Raw genomic sequence first — 19,593 nt, 5'->3', positions numbered from 1 at the left:
AGCTATGTTCAGAAAGCGCAGCCATGTGACACAAGTCGACCCGGTTTGGGATCGCATCACCTCGGAAGCCACCGAAGCGGTGGAGCAAGAGCCGCTGATGGGCGGGCTGGTGCATGCCTGTATCCTGCACCATCGCAGCCTTGACCGGGCTTTGTCCTATCGGGTTTCGGCCAAGCTGTGCTCGAACGAGATGTCGATGATGGTCCTGCGCGAGATCGTGGATGAGGCCTATGCCGACGATCCAAGCCTGGTCGAAGCGGCGCGGGCCGATTTGATGGCCGTTTATGAACGCGATCCGGCGTGCCACCGCCTGTTACAGCCGATTCTGTATTTCAAGGGCTATCAGGCTATGCAGGCCTACCGGGTTGCACATTGGCTGTGGACCAAGGGCCGGCACGATCTGGCCTATTTCTTCCAGATGCGCTCGTCCGAGATTTTCGGGATCGACATTCACCCGGCTGCCAAGATCGGCAAGGGCATCATGATCGACCACGCCCATTCTATCGTGATCGGCGAAACTGCGGTTGTGGGCGACAATGTCTCGATGCTGCATTCGGTGACGTTGGGCGGGACCGGCAAGGAAGAGGAACAGCGCCATCCCAAGATCGGGAACGGTGTTCTGATCGGTGCCGGGGCCAAGGTTCTGGGCAATATCGAGGTCGGCCATTGCAGCCGTATCGCGGCCGGGTCCGTGGTTCTGCAACCCGTGCCATCGTGCAAAACCGTGGCCGGTATTCCCGCTAAGATCGTGGGCGAGGCCGGATGCGATCAGCCCTCGATCTCGATGGATCACATGCTGGGCAAGGACCAGTAAGGATCAGTTCAAGCGGTTCTTCTTTCGGTTCAACCGCTTGAACCGTCTTTCCTCACGCCGTTTTTTCCGCTCTTCAAAGCGCTGTTTCTGCTCGGCTTTTTGCTGGGCGATCACGGCGGGGTCGCTGGATTTGAACTTTGAATTCTCACCCGGATAACTGTTGGGCTTGGCAATGGCCGCAGCGGGCAGCGCGGTCGCCGTCAGCGCGACCAGTAACAGGGTTTTTGTGGTAGTTCCGAAAGCCATGGCGCACCTGTGCATCTGGGTTGTCTATGCATCCAAGGTGGTATGGGATCGGGTGTTAGGCAATTGCCCGGGCGATCACGCCCGCTCACATCATGGCGGTGATCGCAAAAATTCCCGCCGGGCTTGGACCCGGCGGGAGAATTTCGTTCAGGCCAGCATGACCATCGGGTTTTCCAAATTGTCGACGATGGCCTGCAGCAGTTCCGCCCCAAGCGCGCCGTCGATAACGCGGTGATCGACCGACATGGTAACGGACATGACGGTGGCAACGGCCAGTTCTCCGTCATCGCCCACAACCGGTTTCTTGACGCCTGAACCAACAGCCAGAATGCCCGCATGCGGCGGGTTCACGATGGCGTCGAAATTGTCGATGCCAAACATGCCCAGGTTCGAGATTGCAAACGTGCCACCCTGATATTCGTGCGGGGCCAGCTTGCGCTCGCGCGCGCGACCAGCAAGGTCTTTCATCTCGGTCGAAAGGGCCGAGAGTGATTTGGTGTCGGCATCCTGCAGAACCGGAGTGAACAACCCGCCTTCGATGGCGACGGCGACAGCCACGTCCGAGGGTTTCAATTGCAGAACCCGATCGCCCGCCCAAACCGCATTGCAGGCCGGAACCTGTTGCAGTGCGTTGGCGACGGCCTTGATAATGAAGTCATTGACGCTCAGCTTCACGCCACGGCCTTCCAACTGCTTGTTCAACTGGCTGCGGAATTTCAGCAAGGCGTCCAGCTTGATGTCACGGCGCAGGTAGAAATGCGGGATGGTCTGCTTGGCCTCGGACAGGCGCGCGGCGATGGTTTTGCGCATCCCGTCGAGTTTGATTTCCTCGTACTCGCGAGTTTCGTACATCCGGGCGACAGCATCTGCCGATGGGCCAGCCGGGGCAGCAGCCGCCGGAGCCGCTGCGGCGGATGCCGGGGCAGCGGCAGGGGCCGTTGCGGTTGCGCCTTCGACGTCGGCCTTGACGATACGACCATGCGGGCCGGACCCAGTGATCCGCGCGAGGTCAAGACCTTTTTGCGCGGCGATGCGACGGGCCAGCGGCGAGGCAAAGATCCGTCCACCATCTGCCTTGACCGGGGCCGCCGGGGCAGGGGCGGGTGCCTCGGATGCCGCTGGCGCGGCAGCCTCGTTACCCGCGGCGGCTGGGGCCGCCTCAGGAGCCTTGGCAGGTGTGGCCGCGATATCATCAGCGCTTTCGCCATCTTCCAGCAGGACTGCAATGGCGGTGTTGACCTTGACGCCTTCGGTGCCTTCGGCGATCAGGATCTTGCCGATGGTGCCTTCGTCAACGGCCTCAAACTCCATCGTGGCCTTGTCGGTTTCGATCTCGGCCAGCAAGTCGCCGGAAGAGACAGTGTCGCCCTCTTTAACCAGCCATTTGGCAAGCGTGCCTTCCTCCATCGTGGGCGAAAGGGCGGGCATCAGAATTTCGGTGGGCATGTCTTCATGTCCTCTTACTTCGAAAATGAGTAGATCAGCGTTGCGATATCGATCAGGAGAATGGCCGCGCAGAAGGTGACGAACACCCCCACGACCACAGAGCGCGCCTTGGAGACGCGCGGATGGTTCTGTTCAAGCCATTCGGTGAACTGGCCCAGGGCGGCTGCGTCGCTGTGTTCGATGGCGGCCAGATAATCCATGCCCAGCTGCAGGCGCTGCTGTTCGAGCACGATGTAAATGACCGAGGCATAGGACACGACACAGGCGACACACAGCATGGCCCGGATAGGCCAGGCGCTTGTCAGACTGCCTTCGACCGACAGCAGATCGAACTGAAGCTGGTCGAAGGCATCCAGATTGAACGCGATGCTGACAAAGGAGACCAACAGGAACGCCGCACAAACATAAAGAAGGTTGCGGTTATTGTCCTTGCGCGCCGAGACGAGGCTTTCGAAAAGCCAGTCCACGCCCGCAGGATTATGTACGTTCCCGGGGGTCATTGCCTATCGGTAGGTCACTTGTTTGACCGCCGCGATGACCTCATCCGTGGTCACCAACGCCAGCTTTTCAAGGTTCGCCGCATAAGGCATCGGAACATCCTTGCCGGTGCAGTTGATGACCGGTGCGTCGAGGTAATCGAACGCTTCCTGCATCACCACCGAGCTGATGTAACTGCCGACCGAGCCTTGCGGCCAGCCTTCTTCGACCGTGACCAGACGGTTGGTTTTCATCACCGAGTTGATGATCGCGCCGGTGTCCATCGGGCGGATGGTGCGCAGGTCGATCACTTCGGCGCTGATGCCGTCTTCGGCCAGCTTGTCGGCGGCTTCCAGCGCGTATTGCATGCCGATGCCAAAGCTGACGATGGTCACGTCCGAGCCCTCGCGCCAGATGCGCGCCTTGCCCAGTGGGATGGTCAGGTCATCCACTTGCGGCATGTCGAAGGACCGGCCGTAGAGGATTTCGTTTTCAAGGAAGATCACCGGGTTGGGGTCGCGGATCGCCGATTTCAGCAGGCCTTTGGCGTCAGCTGCGGAATAAGGCATGACGACTTTCAGGCCGGGGATCTGCATGTACCATGCCGCGTAGTCCTGAGAGTGCTGCGCGGCCACGCGGGCGGCGGCACCGTTGGGCCCTCGGAACACGATGGGGCAGCCCATCTGACCACCGGACATATACAGCGTCTTGGCGGCAGAGTTGATGATCTGGTCAATCGCCTGCATGGCGAAGTTGAAGGTCATGAACTCGACAATCGGTTTCAGACTACCAAAGGCCGAACCGACCGCGATACCGGCAAAGCCATGTTCGGTGATCGGGGTGTCGATCACGCGTTTGGAGCCGAATTCGTCCAGAAGGCCCTGGGAGATTTTGTACGCGCCCTGATACTCGGCGACTTCCTCGCCCATCAGGAAGACGTCCTGGTCGTTGCGCATTTCCTCGGCCATGGCGTCCCGAAGGGCTTCGCGCACGGTTTCGGACTTCATTTCGGCATCGGCGGGCCAGTCGGGGGACAGATCGACCACCGGGGCAGGAGCGGGGGCCTCAACCGCCACAGGGGCGGCCTCGGCCACCGCTGCGGCTGCGGGCGCAGCCGCGGGCAGGGCGGAGGCGTCTTCGCCTTCCTCAACAAGGATCGCGATGGGGGTGTTTACCTTGACCCCTTCGGTGCCTTCGGCGATCAGGATTTTGCCGACGATACCTTCATCGACTGCTTCGAACTCCATCGTCGCCTTGTCGGTTTCAATCTCGGCCATGATGTCGCCCGAGGATACGGTGTCGCCTTCCTTGACCAGCCATTTGGCCAGCGTGCCCTCTTCCATCGTGGGCGAAAGGGCGGGCATGAGAATTTCGGTTGCCATGTCTTAGTCGTCCTCTCAGGCGTAAATATCGGTCCAGAGCTCTTCTACGGAAGGCTCGGGGCTTTCTTTCGAGAATTCGGCGGCCTGATTAACGATCTCTTTGATTTCCTTGTCGATCGCTTTCAGGTCATCCTCGGAGGCGTGTTTGCCGGACAGCAGCAGCTCACGCACGTGCTCGATCGGGTCGCTTTGTTCGCGCACCTTTTGAACCTCTTCCCGGGTCCGGTACTTGGCCGGGTCGGACATCGAGTGGCCGCGATAGCGGTAGGTCTTGACCTCAAGGATGTAAGGGCCCTTGCCCGAACGGCAGTGAGCCACGGCTTTTTCACCGGCTTCCTTGACGGCCAGCACGTCCATGCCGTTGACGATCTCGCCGGGAATGCCGAACGCCTCGCCCCGGTGATAGATGTCCTTGGTCGAGGTCGACCGCGCCTGAGCGGTACCCATGGCGTATTGGTTGTTCTCGATCACGAACACCACGGGCAGGTCCCATAGTGCGGCCATGTTGAAGGTCTCATAGACCTGTCCCTGGTTTGCCGCACCGTCCCCGAAATAGGTGAAGGTGACACCGCCGTTTTCTTTGTACTTGTCCGCAAAGGCCAGACCGGCCCCAAGCGGAACCTGCGCACCGACGATGCCGTGGCCGCCATAGAAATGCTTCTCTTTCGAGAACATGTGCATCGAGCCGCCTTTGCCCTTGGACAAGCCGCCTTCGCGCCCGGTCAGTTCGGCCATCACACCACCCGGATCCATGCCGCAGGCCAGCATATGGCCGTGATCGCGATACGAGGTGATGCGTTTGTCACCGTCCTGTGCCGCCGCCTCGAGGCCAACAACCACCGCTTCCTGACCGATATACAGGTGGCAGAACCCACCGATCAGACCCATGCCATAAAGCTGGCCAGCCTTTTCTTCGAATCGGCGGATCAGCAGCATTTCGCGGTAGTAGGTTTTAAGCTCTTCCGCAGAAACATTTGGTTTCTTTGTGGTTTTTCGCGCAGCCATCGTGGCGATCTCCCCCTTTCGGACAGATAGTTTAGCGTTAAACTATCTTTTAGAGCATTTGCGACGGTCTGGCGAGTGCAAATGTGACGCAGCGTCGCCAGACGCGGAATCCGGCTGGCACGTGATGATAGGTTTTCGGAAATATATGGGGCAGAGGGCGCGGGTCGGCTTACCGGATCACAATCTCATCGGCGCGGATCATGCCCAGAACCGAGCGGGCCTGCTGATCCAGAAGGTCCAGATCCAGATAGGTATCCGATAGCCTGCGGGTCAGGTTCTCCAATTCCGTGATCTCGGCATCCAAATTGGCCAGATCGCGCGACAGAGCGTCCCGTTCCGCCGCAATCTCGACCCGTCGGAACAGGCCATAGTCACCCTGCACGGCGGCAAAGGTGAAATAGACACCCAGCATGAAAGCCACCGAGAAGAAAGCAACTGAGCCCAAACCGGGGCGATTGGAACGGGACACTCTGTTTACCGCCGTATGAAAACTTGCCTCAATAACGGGTCCTTTTCGAACCTCTGCCAGCACTATGTCACAGGTGATTCGCGATGTGAATCCCCTGATTCGCAAAAATGTCAGCCTGAGTCAGAATGTCTCGCCGCGCAGGCCTGCGTCACTGATCCAGTGCTGCGACGCCGGGCAGGGTTTTGCCTTCCATCCACTCAAGGAACGCGCCGCCTGCTGTCGAGATATACGAGAAGTCATGCGCAGCGCCCGAGGCATTCAGCGCCGCAACCGTGTCACCGCCACCCGCGACCGAGACCAGTTGCCCGGACCGTGTCAGCGCCGCGGCTTTCAGCGCGGCGGCATTGGTGGCCGCGTCAAACGGTTCCAGTTCGAACGCACCCAGCGGGCCGTTCCAGATCAGCGTCTGGCTTTTTGCGAAAATCTCAGAGATCGCGGCGACGCTTTCGGGGCCTGCGTCAAGGATCATGCCCTCGTCAGGGCAGTGATCGGCGGGAAGCACCTGATGCGGGGCATTTGCCGCAAAGTTTTCGGCCACAACAATATCGGTGGGCAGGACAATAGTGCAGCCCGAGGTTTCGGCCTTGGCCAAGATCTCGGCAGCGGTGTCCTTCATCTCACGCTCGGCCAGCGATTTGCCGACGCTGATCCCCTTGGCGACAAGGAAGGTGTTGGCCATGCCGCCGCCGATCACCAGGTAATCCACCTTGTCGATCAAATTGCCCAGCAGTTCCAACTTGGTCGACACTTTCGCGCCGCCCACAACTGCGGTCACGGGGCGTTTTGGGGCACCCAGAGCGCCCTCCAAAGCCAGTAGCTCAGCTTGCATCAAACGGCCTGCGCAGGCGGGCAGAAGGCGGGCCAGTGCCTCGGTCGAGCTGTGGGCGCGGTGCGCGGCTGAAAACGCGTCGTTGCAATAGACATCGCCCAGCTTGGCCATACCTGCGGCCAGATCGGCGTCATTCTTGGTCTCGGCTGCATGAAAGCGGGTGTTTTCCAGCAGCAGCACCTGACCCGGTTGCAGCGCATCTGCGGCCAGTTCAGCCTCGGCTCCGACGCAATCGGCGGCAAACAGGACCGGGGTGCCAAAGGCGCTTTCCAATGTCGGGACCAACTGCTTTAGCGACAGGTTCTCGCGCCGCTCACCGCCCGGACGCCCGAAATGCGCCAGCAGGATCGGTTTACCGCCGGCGGCCAGAATGTCGCGGACGGTGGGCACGATCCGTTCGATGCGCGTGGCGTCGGTGACAACGCCGTCCACGACGGGCACGTTGATGTCCACGCGCACCAAGACGCGTTTGCCGTTCAGGTCCATGTCGTCCAGCGTTTTCCAGCCCATCGTGCAATCCTTCGTGAGTTTGATACCGATTTAGGCGGTTCTTTTCCTTCATTTTGCCCTCAGGTCAATGCGTCACTTGGCATTCACGCGCCCGGCGCATAGGTATTTGCGCAAGACAAAACGACAGGAGGGCCAGATGGCCGAAATCAAGGATCCCGAAAACACCATCATCATCGAGCTAAAAGACGGCAATGTCGTGATCGAGCTGCTGCCCGATGTGGCCCCGCAGCACAGCGCGCGGATGAAGGAACTGGCCCGTGGGGGCGAGTATGACAACGTGGCCTTCCACCGTGTGATCGACGGCTTCATGGCGCAAACCGGCGACGTGCAGCATGGCGACATGGAAGACGGGTTCAACCTGCGCATGGCGGGCACCGGTGGATCGTCGCTGCCGAACGTTCCGGCGGAATTCTCGAAGCTGCCGCATGATCGCGGGACGCTGGGCGCGGCGCGCTCGCAGAACCCGGACTCGGCCAACTCGCAATTCTTCATCAACTTCAAGGACAACCACTTCCTGAACGGTCAATACACCGTTTATGGCCGCGTCATCGAAGGTATGGAGCATGTGGACGCCATCACTCGTGGCGAGCCGCCTGCAAGCCCCGATCGCATGATCAGCGTGAAAGTGGCCGCAGATGCGTAAGCTGGCCGCCGCTTTTGCCCTGCTGGCCAGCCCGGCGCTGGCCACGGGGCTTCAGATCGAGGTCGAAGGAGAAGGGGCCAACGGCACCATCACCATCGACCTGTTCGAAGATCTGGCGCCCCAGCATGTCGAACAGATCACCGCCCTGGCCAGCGAAGGCCAATATGACGGTGTCGTGTTCCACCGCGTGATCGACGGATTCATGGCCCAGACCGGGGATGTTCAGTACGGCGACCAGTCGGACGCGTCCTTTGATATGCGCTATGCCGGTCGTGGCGGCTCGGACCGTCCTGATCTGCCTGCCGAGTTTTCGGACCGCACCTTTGATCGCGGTATCGTTGGCATGGCGCGGTCAAACGATCCGGACAGCGCGAACTCGCAGTTTTTCATCATGTTCGATCCGGGCCCGTTTCTGGATGGTCAGTACACCGTCGTCGGTCAGGTCACCGAAGGGATGGAGGTGGTCGACGCGATCAAACGCGGCCACTCTCAGACCGGGGCGGTCACAGGCCAGCCTGACGTCATGAAAACCGTCACGGTCACCGAATAAACCTGTACTCCGGCGTGGATGACTGCGCCGGGGTACCCGTATCGGATCAGTTCACCTTTTCCGAAGTGCGCGGCGGGGTCGGCAGAACCACCTGCCGGATCCGCGCCAGCATCCCGTATTCATTCACATGCCGCTGATAGGCCCGGTACGACGGTGCCTGAGACAAGCACCGTTCCTCATGCCAGGCGCGCAGGAAATAGATGACGTTGATGCCCAACAGCGCCACGCAATTGGCCACTCCGGTCCAGAAATCCACCGCGATGAACGGGATCGATACCATCCACCAGCTGAGGTTCTTGCTGATATAGGCGGGGTGTTTGGTGATGTTATAGGGGAAATCGCAGGCCAGACCGCGATAGGTGAGGTTCGAAAACCGCAGCCCCATTCGTGCTGAGGCCAGAGTATAGATGAACAGGCAGAACAGGATCGTACAGCCCCAGATCGTATAAATGACCGGGTAATCCCACAGCCACGCGCCCCAGGCGAACCCGTCCTGCACATAATTGAAGTACTCGCGCGACAGCACCTGCCAGAAGGGCGAATAACACAGCACGCAGACCAGCCAGCCGCTGACGGTCGTTTCTGTCCACCGGATATGGGACATCAACAGCCGCGTGGCCGTGGCGTATCCGATCACCACGATGGTCAGGTCAAGGAAGAAGGAAAACCGGTAGAGGTATTCATAGACCTCGGGAAAGGTTGTGGCCTCCCATAGCGATCGCGACTGAAAAAAGCTCCAGTCATAGACCAGATAGCAGAACATTAGCGGCAGAAAGAAGCCTTTGACCAACAGGCCCAGCATGTACACCTTGAGACCGCGCGCGTGCAGCGACTCTTGCCCAAGCGTCAGGACAACCCGGCCCAGATGCCACATGCCGTCGCGGGGGTGGCGCATCATGAAATGGACGGATGTGACGACGCTTAGAACGACGGTCAGGATCAGCCACCAATAGTCGGCAAGCAGGGAAAAGAAGGGCCAGTACCAGTCGCCGTGGTACAGGTCGGCGGACCAATAGACCAGGGCCAGTAGCGCGGCGCTGGTTGCCAATCCCACCAGCTTGATCTGGTAAGCCCGAATATAGGCGGGGTCACGGAAATTCTGCGGTTTGTAGACCAGCCCGCTGCCGGGCATCCGGTGCAGCTTGCAAATGGCGAATTCAGCCGCAGCCATCAGCCCAAAGATCGTCAGGGCAAACAAAACCGTTTGATCCCGGTCAGACACACCCGGCATGTCAGGCCAGAGGTAATGCAGGATCGGAATGCCCAGCATCGCAATCCATCCGGGTGTCACCGGAATAGCCGAGACAGGGCGTTTGAAACCGGTTCCGGAGGTCATGAAAAATCTCTCATACACATAAGGCGGAGTTTTCGCCGCTTTTGGGCGAAATTCAACCAGCCAGTTCCGGGTACAAGAATTCTGCGCAGACCTGTGTCTTGCCGCAGTTCAACCGGCGCGACCCTTTTGGCCGCGCCGTGAAGGGGTTCAGTCGTCGGACGCCATTGCCTTCCAGATCAACGCGCCAATGGCTCCGCCGATCAGTGGCGCGACCCAGAACAACCAAAGCTGTGCAAGGGCAGGGCCATCGGCAAACAGAGCAACCCCGGTCGACCGCGCCGGGTTGACCGACGTGTTGGTCACCGGGATCGAGATCAGGTGGATCAGGGTCAGGCCCAGACCAATGGCGATGGGCGCAAAGCCAGCAGGCGCTTTGTCGGACGTCGCGCCGAGGATGATCAGCAGGAAGAACGCGGTCATCACGATCTCGATCACCAGCGCAGACATCATCGAATAACCTTCCGGCGACGCCTCGCCATACCCGTTCGAGGCGAATCCGCCCACACCCTCAAACCCGGGCGCGCCGCTGACAATCACATAAAGAACAACGGCTGCAACAATGGCCCCGGCGACCTGAGCGATCCAATAGGGGATCAGATCCTTGGCGTCGAACCGCCCGCCGATCATCAGGCCAAGGCTGACAGCCGGGTTGAAATGCCCGCCCGAGATCGGACCGACCGCATAGGCCATGGTCAGAACCGTCAGGCCAAAGGCAAAGGACACGCCCAGCCAGCCGATCCCGACATCGGCAACACCCGCCGCCAGAACCGCACTGCCGCAACCGCCCAGCACCAGCCAGAATGTGCCGATAAACTCGGCCATCAATTTGGATGACATGGAAACTCCTCCGTTAAACCAATGGTTTTTAGTCTAATTCAGGAAATGCCATTTGTTAATTTTTTTGAGAAAGGGGAGTTTTTCCCGGCTTTCGTCAAACGCGGCAGGTTTGGCTAATTCCAGCTGACCGGGTCCAGATGAAACAGTTGGGACAGTTGGTCATAGACGTCTGGATTGCTGGATTTCAGCGCCCGCGGTCGTTCGAAGAAAACCTCGACCGAGACGGCAAAGAACTCTTCATGGCCTTCTGCTCCGTATGGGTCTATGACAGTTGGTTGCCAGGTTTCGACGGCGCGGACATGGGCGTCATAGGCGGATACAAAAACGCGTTCCCAGTCGGCATAGCTTTGTCCTCGGCTCAGAACCGGCACGCCATCCGTGCCGCCTGACAGGTCGTCAATCTGATGCGCGAATTCGTGAAAGACGACGTTATGCCCGTCATGGTCGTTCAACGCGCCTTGCTGGCTGTGCGCCCAGGACAGGATAACCGGCCCCCGGTTCCAGCTTTCCCCGGTGCGCACGATCTCTTTCTCGGTCACCACATAGCCGCTGCGCCGTTGTTGGCGGGATTTGAAGGCGTTCGGGTAGATCAGAATGGTGGTCAGGTTGTCGAACCACATATCGGTGTTCACGACCAGCAGGCAGGCCTGAACGGAAATCGACAACCGCATATCTTCGGTCACTTCCAGCCCGTCACAGCCATAGAAGCTGACCTGGTTCTGAAACAGGTTCATCTTGCCTTCAAGCTTGGCGCGCAGCTCGGACGGCAGGCGTTCGACAATTGGCACCATCGTCTCAATCGTCTGGCGCTGAGACGCAGTCAGCGGCGTTGCCAGCAACTGCGCGCGCGCCTGTCTGCGCGACCACAGGTAGTAGGCAACGACAGCAGCGATCAGGGCAACAACGCTTAGAAACATGAACATGGCCCGAGCCTAAGCCAGTTCCCGCCTGACGGGAAACGCAAAACGGCCCGTCGCAGGCCCAAAAGAAAAACGCCGCAGGAAGGTCCCGCGGCGTTTTCGAATTCTATTCGGCGAATGGCTTACTGCTTGACTTCCGCCGCAGGGTTGCCGCCGGATTTCGCGCTGCGACCCGGGTTCAGCGGATCGTCCTGACGCTGGACCGAGCCTTCGAAATGCGCGCCGCTTTCGATGGCGATGGTCTTGTGGATGATGTCGCCTTCAACCCGCGCGGTCGAGGTCAGGCGGACCTTCAGGCCACGCACGCGGCCCACGATACGGCCATTGACCACAACGTCGTCGGCGGTGACTTCACCCTTGATGGTGGCGGTTTCACCGATGGTCAGAAGATGCGCGCGGATGTCGCCTTCGACGGTGCCTTCAACCTGAATGTCGCCGGTTGTCTTGATGTTACCGGTGATGTGCAGGTCCGAGGACAGAACCGACGCGGGCGGCTTGGGCTTGGGCGTGGTGCTGGCCTTGGGCTCGGATGGTGCAGGGGCCGCCGGAGTCGCCGGAGCAGCAGGTTTCGCCGCCTCAGAATCCTTGGATGCGGGCTCGTTGATTTTGCTCTTAGAAAACATTTCTCGCAGCCTTGATGTAAGTCATTGGGTTCACGGGTTTTCCGTTCACGCGCACCTCATAGTGCAAATGCGTGCCGGTGGACCGTCCGGTGCTACCCATATCAGCAATATGATCCCCGCGCGAGACCCTTTGGCCAACCTTTACGTTGATCTTGGTGTTATGAGCGTAAAGTGTCTCAATCCCGAAGGCATGCTTGATCTTCACAAGGCGGCCAAACCCGGATTGCCAGCCTGCGTGGGTGACCACTCCATCAGCGGTTGCAAAGATGTCGGTGCCCTGAGGCCCGGCAAAATCAACGCCATTATGCATCCGCCGACCGCCGCTTTTGGGATCGCGGCGGGTGCCGAAGCCGCTGGTGAAACGCACGGCGGAATGCACCGGATTGGCAAAGGGCGCTTTTTCCGCAGCCAGACGGTACAGGTTCAGTTGATCCATCTGTTGCAGCAGTTTGTTGGCCCGGATTTCGTCAGCCGTCAGCTCTTCTTCAGTGCCGCGGCTGCTGAAGGATAAAGGGGTCAGCGGACCGCCCATACCGCTATATCCGCGCCGGACCTCTTCGATGATACGATCTGTGGGCATGCCTGCCTGACGGAACATTTTGTCCAGCGGCTCGACCGAGATTACCATGGCCTCTTCCAACTGGCGGAAGATCTCGTCGCTACGTTCCTGCATCAGCTGGATTTCCAGCTCCAGCTCGTCGCGCTGATCCAGGGCATCCTGCGCATCGGTGGCGATCTGATCGCGTTCCTCCGCTGTGCGCGCCAGTGCCTCGGTCATGAATTCCATCTGCGCGGGGTTGGCGACCGCCGCCATATACATGTCTGAACCGTCAGCACCCTGTTGCAGGTTGGCCAGCTCGGTCCGAACCTCTTCGCGCTGTTTCATGGTCGCGCGCAGGGTGGTCTGGATGACTTCGATCCCGGTTTCCAACTCGCGCCTGCGGTTTTCCGAGGCCAGCAATTCGGACTGCATGGCCGAGATCTGTTCGAGCGCCGCATTGAACCGTTCATGTGCGGCCAGTGCTTCCTGCGCGCGAGAATCGCGTTCTGTGGACAGAATGTTCAGACGTTCCTGATAAGTCGCCTGATCGCGTTTTGCCTGCTCGCGGAAATTGCCGGATCCGATGCTGTCCATCAGCAGGATCGCGGTGGCAACCGTCGTCCAGCCCACCATCACGGCCACACCGGCAACAGCAGCTACCTGCGTTTCCGAGCTAAGCCGGATGAACCGCGTGTCTTGATCAGATTTCAGAAAAACCCGGCGTTCCGGGAAGCGGCGTTCAAGCCACGAGTGAAACTTAATTGCCAGACGTGTTCGCACGCGTCTTACCTCTCATCCCCAAGATCGGGACCGGTCGTGGTGCAGTAGCCGTCCCTTGGGGCGATTGCATAAACGGGTCGTGGCCATGCGGCAAGTTTGTTGACCAATTTGCCACAAACCTCGCAATTTTACCCCACGTGATCGGCGGGATTTTGCCGAAATTAACCGGCAAGGATCACTTTGAGACAGCGCCCGGCAAGGGCAGGTCTTCGGTCAGCGGCCAGTAGAAATCGGGCGGCAACCCGGCCTCGGCGCGTTTTTCCTCGTTAAAGGGCGGTTTCAGCACGCCGTGGAAGTAACGCCTCACAAGCGTATGGAACACGTCCTTGGGGTCGGCATTCTCGCGCCCGCAGAGGAAATGAAACCATTTCGAGCCGTAGGCGACATGGCCCACCTCTTCGGCATAGATCAGCTCTAACGCCGCGATGGCCTGTTCGGCTTTGGCCTTGCGGAAGATGTCGATCATGCCCGGCGTCACGTCCAGCCCGCGCGCTTCAAGCACCATGGGCACTACGGCCAGACGCCCCATCAGGTCCTCGGCGGTGTCTTCGGCAGCGCGCCACATGCCTGCATGGGCGGGCAGGGCGCCGTAATGGCTGCCCATCTGTTCCAGACAATCACAAACCATCTCGAAATGGCGCGACTCTTCTTCGGCGCATTTGACCCAATCGTCGTAAAAGCCGATGGGCATGGGAACATGGCCAAAGCGCGCGATGATGTCCCAATGGAGGTCGACGGCGTTCAGCTCGATATGGGCAACCGCATGCAACAGGGCGATCCGCCCGGCCTCGGTCCCCGGTTTGCGCTTTGGAACCTCGCGGGGCGACAGCAATTCGGGTTTGTCGGGGCGTGAGGGTTGCAGCGGTGGCGTTGCGGTGCCGATCTCAATCGGCTCGCCCTCACCCTTGCGGGCGGCAAACCAGGCGGCGGCATGGCGTTCGGACAGGGCGGTTTTCGCCCGCCCGTCCGCTGTGGTCAGAACCTCGGTGGCCATCTGGGTCAGTGTTTTGGGCACGGGTGCGCTCCGCCTGTTGATTGCAAGGCTGCGACATAAACCGGATGGCCGCCGGGGTCGAGGGACTTACATCGCCTTAACGGCCTCCAACACGGCCTCGACATGGCCGGGCACTTTGACCTTGCGCCAGATCTGCGCGATGCGACCTTCGCCGTCGATGATGAAGGTAGACCGTTCGATCCCCATCGATTTGCGCCCATACATGTTCTTCTCGACCCAGACGCCATAATCCTCGCACACGGTCGAGTTCTCGTCGGACAGTAGCGGTGTGGTCAGGCCGTGTTTGGCGACGAACTTGCCATGCTTGGCCACGCTGTCGCGCGAGATGCCGAAAACTTGAGCGCCTGCATCCGCAAAGGCCTGTAGTTGTTCCGAGAAACCGATGGATTCCTTGGTGCAGCCCGGCGTATCATCCCGAGGATAGAAGAACAGAACGACGGTACTGCCGCGCAGGTCCGAAAGGCTCACCTCGCCACCGCCGTCGCGCGGCAGGGTGAAATCGGGGGCCATGTCTGAAATGTCGGGCATTGGAAACTCCGCTAAAGGTTTTTAAAGGCTGCCCGAGATCATAGGGCGATACCAGCGGGTTAAAAGGCGTGAACAGCAAATTGGCGCAGCAGGAACAGCAAGGGGGCGATCCGCCGGAACGCACCCCACGCCGCCGCTCGCGCCGACGGACGGCAGGCCTTTGGGCGATGCGGGGCACCATTCTGCTTGTGGTGCTGGCAGTGGTGGTCGGGTTCATGATGATCGGCCAACGTATGCACGCCCCGGCATGGGTGCGCGACCGGGTCGAGGCGCGGCTGGAACAGACCTTGGGCGGTCTGCAAATCCGGTTCGGGGATGTCAGCTTTATCATCCACGAAGGATGGCGACCCCGCCTGCGCCTGACCGATGTCAGCATCAGCGATGCGGCGGGCCAGCAGATCGCACAGGTGTCGGATATGCGGGCCAGCCTGGCCATGCGCCCGTTGCTGCGCGGCAACGTGCGCCCCAAACGCATCATGCTGAGCGGCGCCCAGATCGCACTGACCCGAGGGATGGATGGCGCGCTGACACTGACGGTAGGAACCGACAGCTCTCCTGTGCAGGAAGCACCAAACCTGGCGCAGTTGATCGAATCCTCGGACCAGGTGTTCCTGTCGCCCATGTTATCGGCGCTGACCTCGGTGCAGCTGGACGCGATCACACTGGATTACCGCGATCTGCGGCTGGGGCGGTCCTGGGTGCTGGATGGTGGCCACATCCAACTGACCCGGAACGACAATGAGATGCGGCTGGCGACGGGCTTCTCGGTTCTGTCGGGGCGCGATTATGTCAGCGGGATCGAGGCGAACTATACCAGCGTTCTGGGCACACCCGAGGCGCGGTTCGGCGTTTCAATCACCGATCTGCCGGCCGAAGATGTCTATGGCCAAAGCCCGGCGTTGGCGTGGTTGCAGGTGCTTCGCACGCCAATCTCCGGCGCGCTGCGCGGCAGTATTGACGGCGAAGGCGCGGTTGGGCCGCTGTTTGCCACGCTCAACCTTGGGGCCGGGGCAGTACAACCCAACCCCGAGACACGGCCCGTTCCCTTCGACTCGGCCCGCACCTATTTCACCTACAACCCCGTCGGGCATCAGATTGATTTTAACGAAGTTTCAGTAGTGTCCGCCTGGGGCTCGGTCCAGGCGGAAGGGAAGGCGTTTCTGCAAGGGGTGGAAAACGGCACCCTCGACAGCCTCGACGCGCAGTTGCGCCTGACCGGCATCGACGCCAACCCGGCAGACCTGTTCCCCGAGGCGCTGAAGCTGCGGCAGGCCGATCTGGATTTCAAGATGACCTTCGCGCCGTTTCATCTGCGTCTTGGTCAGATGACCATCGAAGATGGGGATCACCGGGTGCGCGCATCCGGTGATCTTGTGGGCCTGCCTGACGGGTGGTCGGTCGATCTGGACGCGCATCTGGATCGCATGACCTCGGATGAGGTGCTAAGCTACTGGCCCGAACGTCTGGCCCCCAAGCCGCGGGAGTGGGTGACAAAGAACCTGTATCAGGGCCTGCTGTCGGACATGGATTTTGCGCTGCGTCTGCGGCCCGGGTCCAAGCCGGATCTCTATCTGGATTTCGGGTTCGAGGATGCAACGATCCGCTTTGTCAAAACCCTGCCGCCCATCGAAAACGCGCAAGGGCAAGCCAGCCTGATAGATCGCCGCTTCACCGCGACGGCGCAGCGCGGGATTGTGATCGCGGATGCGGGCGGTGAGGTGGATGCCTCTGGGACGTCCTTTATCATTCCGGATACAAGCATCAAGAAATCCTCGCCGGCGATTGCACGGATCAAGGCGTTGGGCAGTGTCACGGCAGCATTGTCCTTGCTGGACCGGCCGCCGTTGTCATTGCTCAGCAAGGCCGGGCTGCCGGTTGATCTGGCGGATGGGACCGTCGCGCTGGCGGGTACTTTGTCACTGCCGATGAAGAAAGAGCTTCAGTTTCAGGACACGCAGTTCCACTTTGACGGCGATCTGGGGAATCTCAGCAGCGACAGGCTTGTCCCCGGATTTTCCGTCAGCGCCGATCTGCTGGATCTAAGCGGAGATCAGACCGGAGTTGAGATCGCTGGTCAGGGCAATTTCGGCGACGTTCCGATTCAGGCCGCGTGGCGCCAGCCGATCGACGGAAAAACCGCGCAGCGCAGCGAGCTGACGGGCCAGATCGAACTGTCCCCCCGACTGATGCAAGAGATCAACGCGGCCCTGCCGGACGGTATGCTGACCGGGCAGGGCACGGCGGACATCAGTCTGGGTATCGGTGCAGGCGAGCCGCCCAAGCTGTTGGCGACATCGGATCTGTCCGGGGTCGTGCTTGCCATCCCCGAACTGGGTTGGCGCAAAGGCGCGAACAGCACCGGTACTTTGATTGCCGACGTCACGTTGGGCGACCAGCTGAGCGTCGACTCCCTGCGTGTAGATGCGGCGGGATTGCGTACCAATGCCTCAATCTCGTTCCGCGAAGACGGTGAATTTGACCGCGTCCGCTTTAGCTCGTTCGATCTGGGCAATTGGCTGGCCGTTCCGGCGGAACTGATCAGCCGGGGCGGGGCGGTGCCGGATATTCGCGTTCTGGGCGGTGTCATGAATATGGGCGATGCAACCTTTGGCGAGGGCGGAGGTTCGGGCGGTGGCGGTCCGGGGCCAAAGCTGGATGTAACGCTGGATCGGCTGCAAGTGACCGAGACCGTGGCGCTGACCGGTTTCAAGGGGAACTTCCAGACCACAGGCGGTGTCACCGGCGGTTTCACGGCTGCCGTCAATGGCGGGGCCGCTGTGCGAGGGCAGGTGACACCGCGCAGCAACCGCAGTGCGGTCAGCCTGACGTCAAAGGACGCGGGGGCGGTGCTGCGATCAGCCGGGGTGCTGACGCAGGCGCGCGGCGGCGATCTTGACTTGCAGCTTGAGCCGGTGGCGGCCCCCGGCAGTTATGATGTGATCGTCAAGATCGTGAACACTCGCATTACCGACGCGCCCGCCATGGCGGCCCTGTTGAACGCCATCAGCCTTGTTGGCCTGCTGGATGAGATGGCGGGGCAGGGCATCTTCTTTTCGTCCATCGACAGCCGCATGCGGCTGACACCAACGGACATCAAGGTGCTAAGCGGCAGTGCCGTTGGCCCGTCCATGGGCCTGTCGTTTGATGGCACCATCGATACCGTCAACGGTATGCTGGACCTGCGCGGCGCGATCTCTCCGATCTATCTTGTGAATGCAATTGGCAGTGTTCTGACGCGCAAAGGCGAAGGCGTGATCGGCTTTAACTACAGGCTGACCGGACCGCTGAGCGCGCCGAAAGTATCGGTGAACCCGCTGTCAGGGCTGGCACCCTTGTTCTTACGTGACCTGCTGCGCCCACCGGCACCCAGGGTGTCCGACGGGCCAAATTCCCAGCCTCAGAAACCCGATGAGGTGAAACGCACCTATGGATCACCGCCAAGGGACAACTGATCCGGGGATATGGCCGAATCTGTTTTGGCCTTGTATGGCGCGGCCATGAAACTCAGCGATTTTGATTTCCACCTGCCCGAAGACCTGATTGCAACGCGGCCCGCCAATCCGCGATCCTCGGCGCGTCTGCTGGTGGCGCGGGGGGATGCGGTTTCGGACAGCCATGTGTTCGATCTGCCCGACTGGCTGCAACCCGGTGATCGGCTGGTGCTGAACGATACGCGGGTGATCCCGGCAAGACTCAGCGGCAGGCGTCATCGTGACAGCGCACAGGGCCCTGTGTCGGCCGCGATTGAGGCCACCTTGCTGGACCCGCAAGCCGATGGCAGTTGGGCCGCTTTGATCAAGCGGCTGAAAAAGGTCAAACCGGGGGAAGAGATCATCTTCTCGGACGATCTGACCGCAACATTGGACCGCGTGGAAGACGGGCAAGCCTATCTGCGGTTCAACCTGACGGGCGAGGATTTCGACACCGCGCTGGAACAGGCCGGTGCAATGCCCTTGCCGCCCTACATCGCCGCCAAACGCCCTGCGGACGAGCAGGACAAGACCGATTACCAAACCATCTGGGCGCGGAATTCAGGCGCGGTTGCCGCCCCGACGGCTTCGCTGCATTTCGACGAACCGCTGATGCAGGCGCTGAAGGAACGCGGTATCGAATTCAGCCATGTGACCCTGCATGTCGGCGCGGGCACTTTCCTGCCTGTGAAGGTCGAAGACGTGACCACCCACAAGATGCATGCCGAATGGGGCAGGGTCAGCGACACCGCCGCCGCCGAGATTCGTGCCACCAAAGCCGCAGGCGGGCGTGTCATCCCCGTAGGCACCACCGCGCTGCGTCTGATAGAAAGCGCCGCGCGGGGTGGTGAGATCCAGGCATGGGAAGGCGAGACCGATATTTTTATCTACCCCGGTTTCCAATTCCACGTCACCGACGCGCTGATGACCAACTTCCACCTGCCAAAATCCACCCTGCTGATGCTGGTCTCAGCCCTGATGGGCCAGGACCGGATGCGCGAGGTGTATGCCCATGCCATTGCACAGAAATATCGCTTCTTCTCATATGGTGACTCGTCGCTTTTGATCCCGTGAAGGACGCGTTTCGGGCCGCAAACGACAGGAAAGTCGTAGACAAGCGCGACCAGAGCGTTTTTTGATCGCACCAACGAATCTAAGTTAAGAACGGCATT

At 60.4% G+C, this 19,593-nt stretch carries 19 protein-coding genes; 5 read left to right on the top strand and 14 right to left on the bottom strand.

The window, feature by feature from the left end; all coding sequences use genetic code 11:
* Positions 1–4: 4 nt before the first annotated feature.
* Positions 5–814, top strand: coding sequence for a serine O-acetyltransferase (gene cysE / locus ACR0KJ_RS05715; protein ID WP_170449927.1), 810 nt, complete (start codon positions 5–7; stop codon positions 812–814).
* Between the two features lie 3 nt (positions 815–817).
* On the opposite strand, the gene ACR0KJ_RS05710 is transcribed toward cysE, so the two are convergent.
* From ACR0KJ_RS05710 to ACR0KJ_RS05680, 7 genes are all read right to left on the bottom strand, one after another.
* Positions 818–1,060: a hypothetical protein gene (locus ACR0KJ_RS05710; protein WP_170519336.1), complete on the bottom strand. Its 243-nt coding sequence runs from the start codon at positions 1,058–1,060 to the stop codon at positions 818–820.
* Positions 1,061–1,207: 147 nt separating this feature from the next.
* Positions 1,208–2,506, bottom strand: a complete 1,299-nt coding sequence (locus tag ACR0KJ_RS05705) for a pyruvate dehydrogenase complex dihydrolipoamide acetyltransferase (protein ID WP_170519333.1) — start codon at positions 2,504–2,506, stop codon at positions 1,208–1,210.
* Between the two features lie 14 nt (positions 2,507–2,520).
* Positions 2,521–3,006 (bottom strand): hypothetical protein, encoded by a 486-nt coding sequence (locus tag ACR0KJ_RS05700; RefSeq protein WP_170449933.1) that lies wholly within the window; start codon positions 3,004–3,006, stop codon positions 2,521–2,523.
* A gap of 3 nt (positions 3,007–3,009) precedes the next feature.
* Complete coding sequence (locus tag ACR0KJ_RS05695; protein WP_480626151.1) at positions 3,010–4,365, bottom strand: pyruvate dehydrogenase complex E1 component subunit beta; 1,356 nt, start codon at positions 4,363–4,365, stop codon at positions 3,010–3,012.
* Positions 4,366–4,380: 15 nt separating this feature from the next.
* Positions 4,381–5,370 carry a pyruvate dehydrogenase (acetyl-transferring) E1 component subunit alpha gene (pdhA, locus tag ACR0KJ_RS05690; RefSeq protein WP_170449937.1) on the bottom strand — a complete coding sequence of 330 codons (990 nt, stop codon included), beginning with the start codon at positions 5,368–5,370 and terminating at the stop codon, positions 4,381–4,383.
* A gap of 169 nt (positions 5,371–5,539) precedes the next feature.
* Positions 5,540–5,839, bottom strand: a complete 300-nt coding sequence (locus ACR0KJ_RS05685; protein WP_480626150.1) for an FtsB family cell division protein — start codon at positions 5,837–5,839, stop codon at positions 5,540–5,542.
* A gap of 148 nt (positions 5,840–5,987) precedes the next feature.
* Positions 5,988–7,178, bottom strand: a complete 1,191-nt coding sequence (locus ACR0KJ_RS05680) for a phosphoglycerate kinase (protein ID WP_480626149.1) — start codon at positions 7,176–7,178, stop codon at positions 5,988–5,990.
* 136 nt (positions 7,179–7,314) lie between these two features.
* On the opposite strand from ACR0KJ_RS05680, the gene ACR0KJ_RS05675 reads away from it, so the two are divergent.
* Positions 7,315–7,821 (top strand): peptidylprolyl isomerase, encoded by a 507-nt coding sequence (locus ACR0KJ_RS05675; RefSeq protein WP_170449943.1) that lies wholly within the window; start codon positions 7,315–7,317, stop codon positions 7,819–7,821.
* On the top strand, positions 7,814–8,371 hold the full coding sequence (locus tag ACR0KJ_RS05670; protein WP_170519324.1) for a peptidylprolyl isomerase: 558 nt from the start codon (positions 7,814–7,816) through the stop codon (positions 8,369–8,371). The genes ACR0KJ_RS05675 and ACR0KJ_RS05670 overlap by 8 nt, the downstream gene beginning before the upstream one ends.
* Positions 8,372–8,417: 46 nt before the next feature.
* Here ACR0KJ_RS05670 and ACR0KJ_RS05665 read toward each other — a convergent pair whose 3' ends face one another.
* The 7 genes from ACR0KJ_RS05665 to ACR0KJ_RS05635 form a co-directional block, all read right to left on the bottom strand.
* A complete protein-coding gene (locus tag ACR0KJ_RS05665; RefSeq protein WP_480626148.1) occupies positions 8,418–9,707 on the bottom strand; it encodes a hypothetical protein in 1,290 nt (429 codons plus the stop codon).
* 147 nt (positions 9,708–9,854) lie between these two features.
* A complete protein-coding gene (gene aqpZ / locus ACR0KJ_RS05660; protein WP_170449949.1) occupies positions 9,855–10,544 on the bottom strand; it encodes an aquaporin Z in 690 nt (229 codons plus the stop codon).
* 113 nt (positions 10,545–10,657) lie between these two features.
* Positions 10,658–11,467 (bottom strand): M90 family metallopeptidase, encoded by an 810-nt coding sequence (locus tag ACR0KJ_RS05655; protein WP_480626147.1) that lies wholly within the window; start codon positions 11,465–11,467, stop codon positions 10,658–10,660.
* 119 nt (positions 11,468–11,586) lie between these two features.
* Positions 11,587–12,087, bottom strand: a complete 501-nt coding sequence (locus tag ACR0KJ_RS05650; protein ID WP_170449953.1) for a polymer-forming cytoskeletal protein — start codon at positions 12,085–12,087, stop codon at positions 11,587–11,589.
* Positions 12,077–13,408, bottom strand: a complete 1,332-nt coding sequence (locus ACR0KJ_RS05645; protein ID WP_170449955.1) for a DUF5930 domain-containing protein — start codon at positions 13,406–13,408, stop codon at positions 12,077–12,079. The genes ACR0KJ_RS05650 and ACR0KJ_RS05645 overlap by 11 nt, the downstream gene beginning before the upstream one ends.
* Before the next feature lie 175 nt (positions 13,409–13,583).
* Positions 13,584–14,402, bottom strand: coding sequence for a ferritin-like domain-containing protein (locus ACR0KJ_RS05640; RefSeq protein WP_480626279.1), 819 nt, complete (start codon positions 14,400–14,402; stop codon positions 13,584–13,586).
* Positions 14,403–14,489: 87 nt separating this feature from the next.
* Positions 14,490–14,951, bottom strand: a complete 462-nt coding sequence (locus ACR0KJ_RS05635) for a peroxiredoxin (protein WP_170449958.1) — start codon at positions 14,949–14,951, stop codon at positions 14,490–14,492.
* A gap of 68 nt (positions 14,952–15,019) precedes the next feature.
* Between ACR0KJ_RS05635 and ACR0KJ_RS05630 the strand changes: the two genes are divergently transcribed.
* Together ACR0KJ_RS05630 and queA are read left to right on the top strand one after the other, a co-directional pair.
* Positions 15,020–18,403 (top strand): YhdP family protein, encoded by a 3,384-nt coding sequence (locus ACR0KJ_RS05630; RefSeq protein ID WP_170449960.1) that lies wholly within the window; start codon positions 15,020–15,022, stop codon positions 18,401–18,403.
* 45 nt (positions 18,404–18,448) lie between these two features.
* Positions 18,449–19,495 (top strand): tRNA preQ1(34) S-adenosylmethionine ribosyltransferase-isomerase QueA, encoded by a 1,047-nt coding sequence (gene queA, locus ACR0KJ_RS05625; protein ID WP_480626278.1) that lies wholly within the window; start codon positions 18,449–18,451, stop codon positions 19,493–19,495.
* Positions 19,496–19,593: the final 98 nt, after the last annotated feature.

The organism is Ruegeria sp. AD6 (genome assembly GCF_056542325.1).
The sequence above is the reverse complement of the archived record's forward strand: the minus strand, read 5'-3'. Positions and strand labels throughout refer to the sequence as shown.

Bases quoted from the DNA above. Each gene is read 5' to 3' on its own strand.
- cysE (WP_170449927.1), top strand. From the start codon at position 5: ATGTTCAGAAAGCGCAGCCATGTGACACAAGTCGACCCGGTTTGGGAT.
- ACR0KJ_RS05710 (WP_170519336.1), bottom strand. From the start codon at position 1,060: ATGGCTTTCGGAACTACCACAAAAACCCTGTTACTGGTCGCGCTGACG.
- ACR0KJ_RS05705 (WP_170519333.1), bottom strand. From the start codon at position 2,506: ATGCCCACCGAAATTCTGATGCCCGCCCTTTCGCCCACGATGGAGGAA.
- ACR0KJ_RS05700 (WP_170449933.1), bottom strand. From the start codon at position 3,006: ATGACCCCCGGGAACGTACATAATCCTGCGGGCGTGGACTGGCTTTTC.
- ACR0KJ_RS05695 (WP_480626151.1), bottom strand. From the start codon at position 4,365: ATGGCAACCGAAATTCTCATGCCCGCCCTTTCGCCCACGATGGAAGAG.
- pdhA (WP_170449937.1), bottom strand. From the start codon at position 5,370: ATGGCTGCGCGAAAAACCACAAAGAAACCAAATGTTTCTGCGGAAGAG.
- ACR0KJ_RS05680 (WP_480626149.1), bottom strand. From the start codon at position 7,178: ATGGGCTGGAAAACGCTGGACGACATGGACCTGAACGGCAAACGCGTC.
- ACR0KJ_RS05675 (WP_170449943.1), top strand. From the start codon at position 7,315: ATGGCCGAAATCAAGGATCCCGAAAACACCATCATCATCGAGCTAAAA.
- ACR0KJ_RS05670 (WP_170519324.1), top strand. From the start codon at position 7,814: ATGCGTAAGCTGGCCGCCGCTTTTGCCCTGCTGGCCAGCCCGGCGCTG.
- ACR0KJ_RS05665 (WP_480626148.1), bottom strand. From the start codon at position 9,707: ATGACCTCCGGAACCGGTTTCAAACGCCCTGTCTCGGCTATTCCGGTG.
- aqpZ (WP_170449949.1), bottom strand. From the start codon at position 10,544: ATGTCATCCAAATTGATGGCCGAGTTTATCGGCACATTCTGGCTGGTG.
- ACR0KJ_RS05655 (WP_480626147.1), bottom strand. From the start codon at position 11,467: ATGTTCATGTTTCTAAGCGTTGTTGCCCTGATCGCTGCTGTCGTTGCC.
- ACR0KJ_RS05650 (WP_170449953.1), bottom strand. From the start codon at position 12,087: ATGTTTTCTAAGAGCAAAATCAACGAGCCCGCATCCAAGGATTCTGAG.
- ACR0KJ_RS05640 (WP_480626279.1), bottom strand. From the start codon at position 14,402: ATGGCCACCGAGGTTCTGACCACAGCGGACGGGCGGGCGAAAACCGCC.
- ACR0KJ_RS05635 (WP_170449958.1), bottom strand. From the start codon at position 14,951: ATGCCCGACATTTCAGACATGGCCCCCGATTTCACCCTGCCGCGCGAC.
- queA (WP_480626278.1), top strand. From the start codon at position 18,449: ATGAAACTCAGCGATTTTGATTTCCACCTGCCCGAAGACCTGATTGCA.